Below are 15,374 nucleotides of genomic sequence, written 5' to 3'. Positions count from 1 at the left end.
TGATGCAGGGCGACGCAACGGAACTTGCGGCAGCGATCAGGCATGGCAGCTTGAGCGCTGCAGAAGCGATGCGGATCTCCCTTGAGGCAGCCGCGCGGCATGAGCCGCTCGGCGCGATCGCCTATCTCGACGGCGCCATGGGTCTCGCTGCAGCGCAGGCCTGCGACCGGGAGCGGCAGCTCCCGCCCGAGCATTCTTCGGCGCGGCCCTTTGCCGGCGTGCCGACCTTGGCGAAAGATCTTGGCGGTCCCTTCCGCGGACTGCCGGTAGCGGCCGGTTCCCGCCTCTTCGCGAGAAAGGACGGCGAGGCCGATTCCGATCTCGCTTCGCGATTCCGCGACGCCGGCTTTTGTCTATTCGGCCTGACGACGAGCCCCGAATTTGGCCTTTCGCTCGCCAGCGAACCGGCAATCGGACCTGTCTGTCGCAACCCGCTCGATCCGGCGCGCACCGCCGGCGGCTCGTCCGGCGGTGCAGCGGCAGCGGTTGCCGCCGGGATCGTCGCGATTGCCCACGCCACCGACGCCGGTGGCTCGATCCGCGTGCCCGCCGCCTGTTGCGGCCTTGTCGGACTGAAGCCGACCCGCGGCGCCATCCCCGGCGGACCTTCTTTTGGCAACCACCTTGCCGGCATCGCGAGCGAACTGGCGGTCTGCCGCTCGGTGCGGGATACGGCACTTATCTTCAGCAATCTGAGCGGCAATGCGTGCGGACCCGTTCCGGATCCCTCTCCCGCCGGTTTCGGCACCGGCCGTTTGCGGATTGGCCTGTTGACCGACACCGGACCGGTCTATCCGACCTCGGATGACCGGCTTGCAGCCGTCGAGGACGCGGCACGGGTGCTCGAGAAGGACGGATATGTCACCGTTCCGTTGACCTGGGCCGATTTCGAATGGAGCGTCGCCGCCAGCAGCCGCGCCTTCGCTGATATCATTTCGGTCAATCTCACCGCCCTCATCGAGGCAGCAGCCCTCGATGAAAGCAGGGCCGAGCCGCTTACGCAGGCTTTCGCCATACGGGGACGAGCGCTTTCGGCCATCGAACTCTGGAAAACGCTGAACGATGCTGTCCTGGTAAGCCACGCCGTCTGGGGGCTGTTTGACACGGTCGACTGCATCCTGATGCCGATGCTTGCCTCCGCGCCTCTTGCGATCGGCTCCTTTCCGTCCGATCATGCCGACACCGATCTGCATCTGGAGCGAATGACCGCGTTTGCGCCGCTTGCCTGCCTTGCCAATATTTCGGGTTTTCCTGCTTTGACGCTACCTTTCGGACAGGATGAGCATGCCATGCCGCTGCCGGTGCAGCTCATGATGCCGATGGGGCACGAGCCCGGGCTTCTGTCGCTTGCGGCACGCCTGGAGGCCGAGGGGCGATGGCAGCACCGTTATCCGGTGGCGGGGTTGCCGTCATGACCGGGCCCGTTCTCGAAATTGTCGGCGTCAGCAAACGTTTCGGCGCCAATCTTGCCAATGACAATATTTCCATGACGCTGGCCAGGGGCGAGGTCGTCGCCCTGCTCGGCGAGAACGGCGCGGGGAAAACCACGCTGATGAGCATCCTTTTCGGTCACTACGTGCCGGATGCCGGCCAAATTCTGATCGAAGGTGCCGAGCTGCCGCAGGGCAAGCCGCGCGCGGCGATCCGCGCCGGCGTTGGCATGGTGCATCAGCATTTCTCGCTCGCGCCCAATCTGACTGTCCTCGAAAACGTCATGACCGGCACGGAGGGGCTGTGGTCCTGGCGATCGGCAACATCGGCGGCGCGCAACAAACTCCTGGCGATTTCGGAACGCTTCGGCCTGCAAGTCGATCCCGATGCCCGTCTTGGCGACCTTTCGGTCGGCGAGCAGCAGAGAGTGGAAATCCTCAAGGCGCTCTACAACGATGCCCGCATTCTGATCCTCGATGAGCCGACGGCGGTGCTGACCAACATCGAAGCCGAGCGGCTGTTCACGACGCTCAAGGAAATGGCCCGCCAGGGCCTGTCGCTGATCTTCATCTCACATAAGCTCGACGAGGTGATGGCGGCGGCTGACCGCATCGTCGTGCTGCGCGCAGGCAAGATGGTCGCCGAACGCCGGGCGTCGGAAACCGGCAAGGCGGAACTCGCCGAGCTGATGATTGGGCACCGCGTAACACGGCCCGTGCGCGAACCGTCGACACCCGGCGCCGTTGCGCTCGAGGCCGCAGGTGTGACCGTACGAACCGGCGGCATCGATCGTCTGAAATCGATCAGCTTCCGGCTGCATCAGGGCGAGATCCTCGGCATCATCGGCGTCTCAGGCAACGGCCAAGCGGCACTGGCGCACCTTCTTTCCGGCACGCTGGCGCGCAGCGGCGGCGACCTCAGGCTGTTCGGCGAAGCGGTCGGCGATCTTGGAGTCGCCGATGTCGTCGAAGCAAGCATCGGCCGCATTCCCGAGGACCGCAACCATGAGGGCGTGATCGGGGAAATGGCGATCTGGGAAAACGCCGTGCTGGAGCGGATCGCCTCGCCGGCCTTCTCGCGCAACGGTCTCGTCAACCGCAAAGCCGGCATGGCGTTTGCGCGCGAGATCATCGACGGCTTCGATGTTCGTGGTGGCGGCCCGGCAATCCGAACGCGGCTTCTTTCCGGGGGCAATATGCAGAAGCTCATTCTCGGGCGCAGTCTCTATCGGCGGCCGCGCATCCTGATCGCGGCGCAGCCTGCCCGCGGCCTCGATGAAGGCGCCGTTGCCGCCGTGCATGCGCGCCTGCTCGAAGCCCGCCGGCAGGGGACTGCCGTGCTGCTGATCTCGGAGGATCTTGACGAGGTGATCGCGCTCGCAGACCGCATACAGGCGATCGTCGGCGGCCGGCTGTCGCCGCCCGTCGACGCCGACGGCGCCGATGCCCGCAGGCTGGGGCTGATGATGGCCGGGGAATGGCAAGAGACCCGCGAGGTCGGCCATGCGATTTGAGCGCCGCGAACACCGCCCGCTTTCCCTCCTGATCGTCACGCCGGTTATCGCCGTCGTCGCGGCGCTTGCGCTGGCGGGCATCCTGATCTCGATCGCCGGCGCGCCTGTCCTCGATGCCTATTGGCGCATTCTGACCGGCGCCTTCGGATCGCGGCTTTCGGCGACCGAAACGCTGACGCGGGCGACGCCGCTGATGCTGACCGGACTTGCCGCTGCCGTCGCCTTCCGGGCGCGGCTCTGGAATATCGGCGCCGAGGGCCAGTTCTATCTTGGCGCGATCGCCGTTGCGGCAGCGAGTTCGAAACTGCTGGGCAATCTTCCGGCACCCATTCTTATTCCACTCTTGCTGATGATCGGTGCAATCGCCGGCATGGTGCTGATTTTACTCCCGCTATGGCTGAGACTGCGCTTTTCCGTCGATGAGGTCGTCACCAGCCTGCTGATGAATTTCATCGCCGTGCTTTTCGTCTCGATGCTCATCGACGGCGTCCTCAAGGATCCGCTTGCCTTCGGCTGGCCGCAGTCGCAATCCGTCAGCGATCACGCCATGCTGCCGAAGCTGATCGCCCGCTCGCGCCTTCATATCGGTTTTGCGATCGCGATAGTGCTGGCGATCATCGTTCACTTCGTCCAGTCCCGCACCGTATTTGGTATGCAATCGCGCGCCGCGGGCCTTAACCCTGCCGGTGCGGTTTTTGCTGGTGTGCCGCTCGGAAGAACGCTGGTGAAGGTCGCCTGTCTCTCCGGTGGGCTTGCAGGGCTTGCAGGAGCAATCGAGGTGATGGGCGTCAAGGGCTACGTGACGACCGACCTGTCGCCCGGTTTCGGCTATGCCGGCATTGTCGTCGCCATGCTCGCCAACCTCAATCCGCTTGGTGTTGTCTTCGCCGCCATTTTCACGGCCACGATGTTCGTCGGCGCCGACGGCATGAGCCGGGGTCTCGGCATCCCGACCTATATTGCCGACGTCACGGTGGCGCTCTCGCTCCTGACGATGCTGATCGCATTGTTCTTTACGCAATACAGGATCCGGCGATGACGCAATTATTCGATATCATCGCCTCCGCCGGGCTCTGGGCGGCAATCCTGCGGATCGCCACGCCACTGATTTTCGGCACGCTCGGAGCCCTGCTCTGCGAACGGGCCGGCGTGCTCAACCTCGGCATCGAAGGCATCATGACCTTCGGCGCAATGATCGGCTGGCTTTCCGTCTATCATGGTGCCGATCTGTGGACCGGCCTGCTGATCGCCGCAGTCGCCGGTGGCGTCTTCGGCCTGCTGCACGCGTCGCTGACGGTGACGCTCGGGCTCTCGCAGCATGTCTCCGGTCTTGGTGTGACGCTCTTTGCCTCAAGCTTCAGCTATTATGTCTTCCGGCTGATCGTGCCGCTTGCCAATACGCCGCCCACCATCGTGCCGTTTCAGCCGATCGCCATTCCCGGTCTCTCGACGCTGCCGTTCATCGGCCCGGCCTTCTTCACGCAGACGGCGCCGACCTATCTTGCGATCCTTATCGCACTCCTGATGGCCTACATCATCTTCCGCACTCCCGTGGGGCTTGCAATCCGCATGACCGGTGAAAATCCGCATGCGGCGGAAGCCCAGGGCGTCGATCCAATGAAGGTGCGGTATGGCGCTGTGGTTGCCGGAAGCGCTCTGATGGGGATGGGCGGCGCCTTCCTGACCTTGTCGGCGTTCAACAGCTTCTTTCCGACCATGGTGCAGGGGCGCGGCTGGATCTGCATCGCGCTTGTCGTATTCGCCTCCTGGCGGCCGGGCCGCGCGCTGTTCGGGGCTCTGCTCTTCGCCTTCTTCGATGCCTTTCAGCTTCGGCTGCAAACGGCGTTAAGCGGGCTTGTACCCTATCAGCTCTTCCTGATGACGCCCTATATCCTTTCCATTGCCGCTCTTGCGATCATGGCCCGCCGCGCCCGCGTGCCGCAGGCGCTAATGCAGCCCTATCGGCGCGGCGAACGCTAGCCGCCCTTTCAAACGAGGTTCCGATGTTTGATCTGATCGTCAGAAATGCAAATCTCCCCGATGGCCGAACCGGCATCGATATCGGTATCGAGGGCGGCATGATCGTCGCCGTCGAGCGTAATCTGCAGGCGCAGGCGGCAGAGGAAATCGACGCCACCGGCAGGCTGGTGAGCCCGCCTTTCGTGGATCCGCATTTCCATATGGACGCCACCCTGTCGCTCGGGCTGCCACGCATGAATGTCTCCGGCACGTTGCTGGAGGGCATCGCGCTCTGGGGGGAGCTGCGCCCTATCGTGACCAGGGAGGAACTGGTCGATCGCGCGCTGCGTTATTGCGATCTGGCGGTGACGCAAGGCCTGCTTTTCATCCGCAGTCATGTCGATACGAGTGATCCCAGACTGGTGACCGTCGAGGCGATGATCGAAGTCCGCGAACGGGTCGCGCCCTATATCGATCTGCAGCTGGTCGCCTTCCCCCAGGACGGTTATTACCGCTCGCCGGGGGCGATCGACGCTCTCAACCGGGCGCTCGATATGGGCGTCGACATCGTCGGCGGTATTCCCCACTTCGAACGGACGATGGATGACGGCACGGCGTCGGTCGAGGCGCTCTGCCGCATCGCCGCCGAGCGCGGCCTGCCGGTCGATATGCATTGCGACGAAACCGACGACCCGCTCTCGCGCCATATCGAGACGCTGGCCGCGCAAACCATCCGCTTCGGCCTGCAGGGAAGTGTCGCCGGCTCGCATCTGACCTCGATGCATTCGATGGACAATTATTATGTTTCCAAGCTCATCCCGCTGATGGCCGAGGCGGAGATCAACGTGATCCCCAACCCGCTGATCAACATCATGCTGCAGGGCCGGCACGACACCTATCCGAAGCGCCGCGGCATGACCCGGGTCCGCGAGCTGATGGATGCCGGGCTGAATGTCTCTTTTGGGCACGATTGCGTCATGGATCCCTGGTATTCAATGGGGTCCGGCGACATGCTGGAGGTAGGCCACATGGCGATCCATGTCGCGCAGATGGCCGGCATCGACGACAAGAAGAGGATTTTCGACGCGCTGACCGTCAATTCGGCGAAGACGATGGGGCTCGCTGGCTACGGACTGGAGAGAGGTTGCAAAGCGGACCTCGTCATCCTCCAAGCCAGCGACACGCTGGAGGCGCTGCGGCTGAAGCCCAACCGGCTGGCGGTGATCCGCCGCGGGAAGGTCATCGCCCGCTCGGCGCCGCGCATCGGCGAGCTTTTCCTGGATGGGCGCCCGGCGCAGATCGACGGCGGTCGGGATTATGCACCGCGCTATTGAGACGCGGGGACGCCTGCGTACTATCCCGCCGCGCGGCGAGCTGTGATGATCCAGGCGCGGCGCGGGAGTCGAAAAACACCCCTCCGGCGTCATATATGCCACCAGCAAATCGCGCAGACGCTGCAGGCCGGAGTCGCTCCTGGCATCCATGAGCGCTATCAGGCGATCTTCTGACGGGCCGGCAGTTTCCAGCCAGGCCGGACGAAATGGCAGGTGTAGCCATTCGGGATGCGCTCCAGATAATCCTGGTGCTCGGGCTCGGCCTCCCAGAAATCGCCGGCCGGCACGACTTCGGTGACGACCTTTCCAGGCCACAGGCCGGATGCGTCGACATCGGCGATCGTTTCCCTGGCGACGCGCTCCTGTTCGGGACTGGTATAGAAAATTGCCGAGCGATAGCTCGTGCCGACGTCGTTGCCCTGTCGGTTGCGCGTGCTCGGGTCATGGATCTGGAAGAAGAATTCGAGGATTTCCCGATAGCTGATCTTGGCGGGGTCGAAGATGATTTCGATCGCCTCGGCATGGGTCCCGTGGTTGCGGTAGGTCGCATTCGGCACGTCGCCGCCGGTATAGCCGACACGAGTCGAGATCACGCCCTTGTAGCGGCGGATGAGGTCCTGCATGCCCCAGAAGCAGCCACCGGCGAGCACTGCACGTTCTTCGGTCATTGGGTGTCTCCTTGTTTGCCAAGAGATAGTGTTCCGAGCCGTCAATTTCCATAAGGCGCAATGAGCGCAGCCTCGCTATCGCCGCCAAGGGAAGATGATGAGGTCTATAGTCGCTGCTGGCTCAGGAAAATCAGGCCTTAATACGGAAGCCTTCCTTGAGCCAGGGATGCAGCGCCTGGCTGGCCGCAAGGATATCGCCCCGCCCATCGACCTCAGCACCGGAAAGCCGGGTGACGATGCCGCCGGCCTCCTCGACCATCAGCGCCGAGGCGCCGAAATCATGGATCGAAAGCCCATCCTCGAAAAAACCGTCCAGCCGGCCGCAGGCGACATAGGCGATCGACAGCGCCGCCGAGCCGAGGCGGCGCACACCTGCCGTATTGGCCATCAGCCGTTTGATGGCGTCGAAATAGATTTCTTCGGCGACCGCCTTGACCTGGCCGGGGATCGGCAGGCCGGCGCCGATAAGCACGTTTTCGATGTCGCCGACATCGGCGCAGCGGATGCGCTCGCCATTGAGATAGGCGCCGCCGCCGCGCTCGGCGCTGAACAACTCGTCCTGCATGGCGTCATAGACGACGCCAGCCACCAGCCTGCCGCCTTCGGCGATGGCGATCGTCATGCCGAAATGCGGGACGCCCCAGGCGTAATTGGTGGTGCCGTCGATCGGGTCGATGTAGATGATCGGCGTGTCCGGCCCTAGTCGCGCGGCGCCTTGGCGAGCATTTCCCGAGAGGTTCGCCGCCGCAGCGAGACGCGGGCGGTTTCGCCGGCCTTCACCACCGCCTCGGCAAGCACGAGGAGGCGGGACGACGCGGTCGGGGAAAGACGCGTTAATATCGGGGAGGATGCCATGAAGAAAATCCGGAGGCTGCAGATGTGACGGCGGAATCGTGCGGAGCCATTCCCTTCGCAGAGGCCCATACCCATTCGCGCGATATTATATCAGCCGGTCCGTCGATGCATCGAAGAGATGAATCTGGGCCGGATCGACCGACAGCCCGATCATGTCTCCTGATTTGACTCTGTCGCGCCGCGTCTCGACGATCGTTAGTTCCGGCTCGGTTGCCGCGCTGATGAAGGTCGACGAGCCGGTCGATTCGACGAAGGCGATCGGCACGTCGAAACTGCCATGCCCGGGCTCGACGACGCCGACATGTTCCGGCCGGATGCCAGCGACGAGTTTCCGCCCGGGTTCAACGGCGCGTGCTATCGCAAGCTTCTGCTTCACCGCGCCGAAATCCACCACCAGGTGCTTTCCGTCGTCGGCAACGATCGCGGGAATGAAATTCATCGCCGGCGAGCCGATGAAACCGGCAACGAACCGGTTGGCCGGCCGGTCGTAGAGTTCGAGCGGCGCGCCCTGTTGTTCGATGATGCCGTCGCGCATCACCACCACATGGTCGGCCATCGTCATCGCTTCGACCTGGTCGTGGGTGACGTAGACGAAGGTGGCGCCCAGCCGGTCGTGCAGGGCGCGGATTTCCTTGCGCATCGAGACACGCAGCGCGGCATCAAGATTGGAAAGCGGCTCGTCGAACAGGAAGGCCTGAGGGTTGCGGATAATGGCGCGGCCCATCGCGACGCGCTGCCGTTGGCCCCCGGAAAGCTGGCGCGGATAACGGTCGAGCAGCCGGGAAAGACCGGTGATGACAGCGACTTCCTCGGCTTTTCGCTTTGCCTCAGCCTTAGGGACGCCGTGCATTTTCAGCGAATAGGTCAGGTTCTGTTCCACCGTCATATGCGGATAGAGGGCGTAACTCTGAAAAACCATGGCGATATCGCGCGCGCGGGGCGGCACGTCGTTCATCACCTCACCGGCAATCTTCAGCGTGCCGCCGGTAATTTTTTCCAGCCCCGCAAGCGAACGGAGCAACGTGGACTTTCCGCATCCGGACGGACCGACCAGCGCCACGAACGTGCCCTTGGGAATTGAAAGGTTGACGTTCTTAAGCGCGTGGAAGGCGCCGTAGTGCTTCTCGACGCCCAAGAGTTCGATTTGGATGTCCTGACTCATGCCGAAAACCTTGCTGGTCCCCAACCGGGACCGATGAGATGGTCAAGGGTGAAAAACGTCGTCATTTGACTGCTCCGGCGGCGATTCCGCGCGTTAGCGTGCGCTGGAAGATCAAGAAGAAGATCACGGTCGGTATTATACCCAGGAAAGCCGCCGAGGCCTGCAGCACCGGGTCCGACATGTTCTGACCGCGAGTGAGGCCCATGGCGACCGAGACTGTCTGGTTGTTGTTGGATACCAGCATGACGAGCGGGATCAAGAATTCGTTCCAAGTCCAGATGAAAAAGAAGGTTCCGAGGACCATGAGCGTCGGCCGCAACATGGGTACGACTACGAACCACAGCGTTTTCCAGTGGGTCGAGCCATCCATCTCGGCCGCTTCGAGGATTTCCTTGGGAAAAGTACTCAGCACCGTCGAGAGCAGGTAAGTTCCGAAAGCGCTTTGCAGGACCGCGAAAATGATGATCACGGAAAGCTGCGTATCGTAGAGACCGCTGGCTTTCGCCATGTAGTAAAGCGGGTAAATGATCGACTCCTGCGGCACCATGATGCCCAGAAGAAAGACCACCAAAATCGCGCGCGAACCCGGCACCTTGCCGACTCCAATCGCATAGGCGTTGAACAGGCTTATCAGCACCCCCAACACCGAAACTGAGAGACTGATCACCACGCTGTTGAGCAGCTTGCGGCTGAAATCGGACACCGTCCAGAATTTCTCGATCGCCGTGAGATCGATCGACCGGGGAATCGAAAGCGGTCCGCCGACCGCGTATTCGGCGCTCGCCTTGACGGCGTTGAGCAGCGCCAGGCAAAAGGGAAAGAGCGTAAAGGCGAGGAGCAGAATAAGGATGGCCAGCACCACCCACCGCATGGGGTCGCGTTGCGCGCGACCGAATGCCGCCGTCGCCTTTGCCTTGGTCGTACCGTCACTGAGAACTGAGTAAGCCATGGTCTATCCCTTCACCTCCTGCTGGCTCTGGAAGCGCAGGAAAATCACTGCCAAACCGATCGTCAGAGTCGTTTGCACGACCGCGATGGCTGCGGCATAGCCGACGCGCTGTGTTGTGAAGAAGTGGTAGTAAGTCAGATAGGACGGCACCAGAGTGGCATTGTCGGGGCCGCCGGCGGTGATGACAAAAATCGGCGCAAAGACTTTAAGCGCTGCGATCAGCGTGGTCAGCACAACGACGAAAATCTCCGGCGCCAGAAGCGGAATGGTGATCGTCACCAGCCGGCTCCACCAGTTTGCTCCATCGAGCTCGGCAGCCTCGTAGAGAGAAGGGTCGATGCGCGATAGACCGGCCATGAAGACCACGAGACAATAGCCGACTTGTATCCAGACAATGACGAGCGAGACGGCGGCAAGCGCGTATGTCGCATCGCCGATCCAGTTCTGGGCGAGATTATCAAGGCCGATGGCCTTTAGCGTGGTGTTGATGACGCCGACGGGATTGAGGATCCAGCCCCAGAGGACGCCCGCAACCGTTACGGGCAGAATCTGCGGTAAGTAAAAACCCGCCCTGAAGAAGCTTGAGACCCATTCCCCGAATTGGTCCCTGACATAATCGAACAGCAGAGCGGCCAGCACCAGGCCGATGCACACGGGTATCACGGTCATCGAGACGATGAACAGCAGCGTGTGATACATCGATCCCCAGAACTGATCGTCCGTGAGCAGACGATGATAGTTCTGCAGGCCGACCGGTCGCGGTGTGCCCACGCCTTTCCATGCCGTAAAACTCAGCCCCAGATTAGCAAGCTGGGGTATGAGCACGATCAGAATAAACCCGATCGCCCCCGGGACGAGGTAAAGGCTATAGCTTCGTGAACCGTCGCTCGATCGCTGGCTGGATATGGCCATATCATTCTTCCTTCAGCCTCCCATGCTGGGCTGCGCGAGAGGTGCAGCCCAGCGCTCAAGGTCGCGCTACTGATTTTCCTGCGCGTCGTCGTAAACCTGCTTGATTTCTTCGACGAACTGCTCTGCAGTCAGACTGCCCTGGAAAAGACCCGTGTCTTTCTGATTGAGCACGTCGTAGTAGCCGGGGACCGGCCAGTCAGGATAGAAACCGAGACCGTTTTTGTCAGAGATCTGCTTGAAAACCGCTGCGGCGTTCTTGCCGATGGGGTTGGTGATGGCGGAAAGGTCAGCGGCGATCGGCACGCCGCCGGCATTGCCGAGTTCGGCTTGGTACTTCGGCGACAAGGTCAAGCTGATCCACTCGGCGGCGAGATCAGGATTCTTGCTAGCCTTGGGAACGACCCAGAGATTGCCTGTCGAGCCGACCGAATATTTCGGCGTCGGAATTACGAACTGGCCCCACTTGAAGTCCTTGATGGTCGAGGCGAAGGTGCCGAGATTCCACGTGCCCGAGACGTACATCGGTGCTTTGCCGGAGGTAAAGAGCAGAGCCGCGTCCGGGTCCTTCATGCCCGTGGAGTCCTTGCTGATGTAGCCTTTGCCGACCCAGTCGACCAATGTCTGCGCCGCATAGAGATAGGGCGCGCCGTCGAGGGGAGCCTTCAAACCCTGATAATTCTGGACCCAGGCGTCATCGGCCTTGGTATAGGCGAGAGAGGCAAGCAAGTGCTGGCCACTGGTGTCGATGGCGCCGAGCGCGAGAGGCGTGACACCCTTCTGCTTGAAGGCTTCCATGCCGGCGACCCACTCTTCGAGCGTCGTCGGCGGCTTGAGGCCTGCCTTTTCAAACATGTCAATATTGTAGAAGCACGAAACATATTCGCCGAAGACAGAAACGCCCCAAACAGGACCGGAGCCATAGATGCCCTTTTCGTCATAACGGCTTAGGACAAAATCGCCTTCGTTAAGGATCTTGTCCCAGCCTTCCTTCTTCACATAAGCGTCCAGATTGGTCAGCAATCCCTGGCTTGCAACCAAGCCAGCGGTGGCGTTGCCCTTGTTGTACTCGAGCACGTCGGGGGCCTGATCGGAATTGAGGATCATGCCGCCTGAGGCCTGCAACTGCTGAAAGGTCTTCTGCTCGAAGCTGACGTTGATATCCGGATGTTTCGCCTTGAACTCCTCGAGCGCTTTCTTCCAGACAATGCCCTGAGCCGTGGTAGGCTCCTCGAACCACCAGATTTTGAAGGTCTTCTGTTCAGCATGGCCGATTGATGTCATCAGCATCGCCGTGCCGAGTGCTAGCGCAAGTCTTGCAATTCTTTTCATGCTTTCCTCCCAAAAAAGCGGCTGCGCCGCGAAAAGGCCAAGTTAGTCAGTCATGGCGCAGCTGGGCCTCCCAGCCCGACGGCGTCCTACCTTAGGCGGTCGATCAGGGATCAACAACGAAATCTCCGCCCCGGCACTTCTTCAGATAGTTGAGCCCGTGAACCTGGCCAGTCATTTCGAGCTCGTCGCGATAGACCGGGTCGTGCCAGCCTTCGATGTCGATCGAGCCGGACCAGCCGGCAAGGCGTAGCTCGGAAATGATGTCGGTCCAGTTGCTGTCGCCGAAGCCCGGCGTGCGCATGAAGACGAATTTCTCCTTGCCGAAGATGCCGTGTTCCTTGATGACCTCCCAGCGGATGGTCGCGTCCTTGCCGTGAACGTGGAAAAACTTGTGCGCCCATTTGCGGATCTGCGGCAGAGGGTCGATCAGATAGACCATCTGATGGCAGGGTTCCCATTCGAGTCCGATATGATCGTCTGGCGTCTCGTTGAAGATCAGTTCCCAGGCGTCGGGATTATGGGCGATGTTCCAGTCGCCGCTCGCCCAGTTGCCGTCCATGGCGCAATTCTCGAAGGCAATCTTGATGCCCTTGTCGGCAGCGCGTTTGGCCAGCTCGGTCCAGATCTCTCTGTAGCGGGGCAGGCTGTCGGTCAGCGGCTTGCCGCGAACGCGGCCGGTGAAGCCGGCAACGCAGGTGGCGCCGAAATGATGGGCATTGTCGATGCAATCCTTCCAGCCCTGCAGCGTTTCGAGATCGATGTCAGTCTCCTCGAGCGGATTGCCGAACATGCCGAGCGTCGAGATGGTGATGTCGCGGTCGCCGATCGCGTCGAGGCAGCGTTTGCCGAGCTCGGCGAGGTCCTGGCCCTTGGTCGTCTGCCAGAAGAAGGGCTCGAAGCTCTCGAAGCCCAGATCGGCGATCTGGCCGATGCGCTGGGCGGCATCGCCCTTGTTGCCGCTGACCATGGTGCCGATGCGAATGGATTTTGCAGGGTTGCTCACGTCACGTCTTCCTATGCTGAAATTTCGATGCGCCGGCCGGTCTTGGCGCTTTCGATGGCGCCGAAGACCATGGCGAGGCTTCTGATATTGTCGGAATTGACCGTTTCGGGCTGCCCGCCGCTGCGGATCGCCGCAATGAAATCGGCGATGACGCTGGCGTGGCCGTGCGTTTCGGCATCGTGTTCCGGACCGGGAACGTTTACGGAGGCAGCTCCGCGCAGAAGGCCGGGCTCGCCATCGGCCACGGCCGCCTTGAAACTCTCCTCGCCATCCCAGGTCAGCATTCCCTTCGAGCCGACGAGGCGCCACTGGCTTTCCCAGCTGGTGCGCTCGCCTTCGGCGCACCAGGAGCCGCGATAGGTAAAGACGATATCGTCGGAAAATTCGAAGATGGCATTGGCCGAGGCGCCATGCCGGTACCATGACCCCTTCGGATTGCGCTCGACGCAATAAACGGCGAGCGGCTTCCTGTCGGCGACATAGCGGGCGGCATCGAAGGTGTGGATCGCCATGTCGAGAAGCAGCACATTGTCCATCTCCTCGCGGAAGCCGCCGAAGTGCGGCGCAAGGAAAAAGTCACAATGGATGGCGGTAAGATCGCCGATTGCGCCACTGTCGACGAAACGGCGAAGGCGCCGGATGCCGGAGATGAAGCGGCGGTTCTGGATGACGGCGTGGATGCGGCCGGTCTCTGCGGCGAGATCGATCAGCGCGGCCCCCTCGGCGAGCGAGGCAGCCATCGGCTTTTCGCTGAGCACATGGCAGCCGGCCTTGAGTGCGGTCGACACGACATCGTAACGGGCGGACGGAATGACGATGTCGAAGACCAGATCGGCCCTCGTCGCCGCGATGACCTCGGAGAGATCCGAACCGATGACGCTGTCGAGGCCGAACTCGGCGGCGAGCTGTTCCGCCGTGTTGCGGTTGAGGTCGACGAGGCCGACGATGGTGAGGGTATCGGCGAGATCAGGGTTGGACGCGATGGCGCGCAACCAACCTTTGGACATAGCTCCGCACCCGCACAGAATGGCACTGAATTTCACGATTTCCTCCAGGGAATGGCGCCAACTCTCCTCGTGACACGCACTCCGTAAACGTTTACGACTGTAGGCGAAAACATTTTGCGGTGTCAATAGAGGCCACCTGCGAAATTTACGGCCCAGGAGGGATCGCAGCCGATGAAGGGAATCCGCCAGCTTGCCGAACACCTGGCTATTTCGATCGGCACGGTGTCCCGCGCCCTGAACGGCAGGCCGGATGTCAACGAGGAAACGCGCCGTCGTGTGCTGGCGGCGGCCGAGGCGCTCGGCTATGTCGCCAATCAGTCGGGGCGCAGCCTGAGACAAGGAGAGACGAAGGTTATAGGCCTGATGATCGAATCGAGCGCGGAGGCGGTCGAAAACGCTGACAACTTCTTCCTCGGCGTCACCAGCGGCCTGCAGCATGTCTTTACCCGCCACAAGCTTGATCTTCTTCTGCTGCCCTGCCCGAGCGATGAAGACCCGTGCGAATATCTGAAGCGCATGGTAGCGCGGCGTGTCGTGGATGCGATGATCATCTCCAATATGCAGCGCGTCGATCGCCGTGTCGATTTTCTCTCGCGGGCAAGGATCCCGTTCATCGCCGTCGGGCGCAGCCTTTCGGCCGGCAACTTCCCCTGGATCGACCTCGACTTCGAAGGCGTCGCCGAGCGCGCCGTCGAACGGCTGGTCGCGCGCGGCCACCGCCGGATCGCGATTACGGCGCCGTCGAGCGAGGTCAACCTCGGCTACGTCTTTGTCGAGAGCTATCGCCGTGCGCTCGAACAGTATGGTCTTCCCTTCGACCCGTCGCTCGTCATCCGCGTCAAATCGAGCGAACAGGGCGGCTACCAGGCGGCCCGTGAGCTGCTGCTGCTTGAGGACCGGCCGACCGCAGTGATCCTGATCTACGAGCTGATGGCGATCGGCTTATACCGCCGCCTGATGGAATCGGGCGTCCTGCCCGGCCGCGATCTTGCGGTGATCGGCTTCCGCGATGCCCCGCGCGCGCGGTTTCTGCAGCCCTCGCTCAGCTGCTTCCGGATGTCGCTCTACGATCTCGGCGTTGCGCTCGGCCAAATGCTGCTCGCTCGCATGCCGGCCTATCGAGCCCTCTATTCCGATGCCGGTGGCAACAGAATCTGGCCACTCGAACTGGTGGCAGGAGAAAGCGACGCGTTTCAGCTGACGAATGCCTGAAGGTTGCCGGCTTCGGCCCTCCCGCGCGAGTAAGGCAGAG

General features: G+C 62.0%; 13 protein-coding genes and 1 pseudogene. 6 read left to right on the top strand and 8 right to left on the bottom strand.

The window, feature by feature from the left end:
• The first annotated feature begins 2 nt into the window (after positions 1-2).
• From GGI60_RS14285 to GGI60_RS14265, 5 genes are read left to right on the top strand one after another with little or no spacing between them, the layout of a single operon-like run.
• Positions 3-1,415: an amidase gene (locus GGI60_RS14285; protein WP_183916754.1), complete on the top strand. Its 1,413-nt coding sequence runs from the start codon at positions 3-5 to the stop codon at positions 1,413-1,415.
• A complete protein-coding gene (locus GGI60_RS14280; protein WP_183917015.1) occupies positions 1,412-2,944 on the top strand; it encodes an ABC transporter ATP-binding protein in 1,533 nt (510 codons plus the stop codon). The genes GGI60_RS14285 and GGI60_RS14280 overlap by 4 nt, the downstream gene beginning before the upstream one ends.
• Positions 2,934-3,983, top strand: coding sequence for an ABC transporter permease (locus tag GGI60_RS14275; RefSeq protein WP_183916753.1), 1,050 nt, complete (start codon positions 2,934-2,936; stop codon positions 3,981-3,983). The genes GGI60_RS14280 and GGI60_RS14275 overlap by 11 nt, the downstream gene beginning before the upstream one ends.
• Positions 3,980-4,924 carry an ABC transporter permease gene (locus tag GGI60_RS14270; protein ID WP_183916752.1) on the top strand — a complete coding sequence of 315 codons (945 nt, stop codon included), beginning with the start codon at positions 3,980-3,982 and terminating at the stop codon, positions 4,922-4,924. The genes GGI60_RS14275 and GGI60_RS14270 overlap by 4 nt, the downstream gene beginning before the upstream one ends.
• A gap of 23 nt (positions 4,925-4,947) precedes the next feature.
• Positions 4,948-6,237 carry an amidohydrolase family protein gene (locus tag GGI60_RS14265; RefSeq protein WP_183916751.1) on the top strand — a complete coding sequence of 430 codons (1,290 nt, stop codon included), beginning with the start codon at positions 4,948-4,950 and terminating at the stop codon, positions 6,235-6,237.
• 158 nt (positions 6,238-6,395) lie between these two features.
• Here GGI60_RS14265 and msrA read toward each other — a convergent pair whose 3' ends face one another.
• From msrA to GGI60_RS14225, 8 genes and pseudogenes are all read right to left on the bottom strand, one after another.
• Positions 6,396-6,905, bottom strand: coding sequence for a peptide-methionine (S)-S-oxide reductase MsrA (gene msrA / locus GGI60_RS14260; RefSeq protein ID WP_183916750.1), 510 nt, complete (start codon positions 6,903-6,905; stop codon positions 6,396-6,398).
• A 130-nt stretch (positions 6,906-7,035) separates the two neighbouring features.
• A pseudogene (locus GGI60_RS14255) lies at positions 7,036-7,760 on the bottom strand (inositol monophosphatase family protein).
• Between the two features lie 85 nt (positions 7,761-7,845).
• Entirely contained in the window at positions 7,846-8,922 is a 1,077-nt protein-coding gene (locus tag GGI60_RS14250; RefSeq protein ID WP_183916749.1) for an ABC transporter ATP-binding protein, read from the bottom strand.
• A gap of 61 nt (positions 8,923-8,983) precedes the next feature.
• Positions 8,984-9,871 (bottom strand): carbohydrate ABC transporter permease, encoded by an 888-nt coding sequence (locus GGI60_RS14245; protein ID WP_183916747.1) that lies wholly within the window; start codon positions 9,869-9,871, stop codon positions 8,984-8,986.
• Between the two features lie 3 nt (positions 9,872-9,874).
• Positions 9,875-10,783, bottom strand: coding sequence for a carbohydrate ABC transporter permease (locus tag GGI60_RS14240; RefSeq protein ID WP_183916745.1), 909 nt, complete (start codon positions 10,781-10,783; stop codon positions 9,875-9,877).
• 66 nt (positions 10,784-10,849) lie between these two features.
• Positions 10,850-12,112 carry an ABC transporter substrate-binding protein gene (locus GGI60_RS14235; protein ID WP_183916743.1) on the bottom strand — a complete coding sequence of 421 codons (1,263 nt, stop codon included), beginning with the start codon at positions 12,110-12,112 and terminating at the stop codon, positions 10,850-10,852.
• A 103-nt stretch (positions 12,113-12,215) separates the two neighbouring features.
• Complete coding sequence (locus tag GGI60_RS14230; protein WP_183916741.1) at positions 12,216-13,115, bottom strand: sugar phosphate isomerase/epimerase; 900 nt, start codon at positions 13,113-13,115, stop codon at positions 12,216-12,218.
• An 11-nt stretch (positions 13,116-13,126) separates the two neighbouring features.
• Positions 13,127-14,158 (bottom strand): Gfo/Idh/MocA family protein, encoded by a 1,032-nt coding sequence (locus tag GGI60_RS14225; RefSeq protein WP_183916739.1) that lies wholly within the window; start codon positions 14,156-14,158, stop codon positions 13,127-13,129.
• A gap of 135 nt (positions 14,159-14,293) precedes the next feature.
• Here GGI60_RS14225 and GGI60_RS14220 point away from each other — a divergent pair, with 135 nt between their 5' ends.
• Entirely contained in the window at positions 14,294-15,334 is a 1,041-nt protein-coding gene (locus tag GGI60_RS14220; protein WP_183916737.1) for a substrate-binding domain-containing protein, read from the top strand.
• Positions 15,335-15,374: the final 40 nt, after the last annotated feature.

It is taken from the genome of Rhizobium lentis, from assembly GCF_014200175.1.
Lineage (GTDB): Bacteria > Pseudomonadota > Alphaproteobacteria > Rhizobiales > Rhizobiaceae > Rhizobium > Rhizobium mulingense.
Note: the sequence above shows the minus strand (reverse complement) of the source record. Positions and strands in the feature narration are given on the sequence as shown.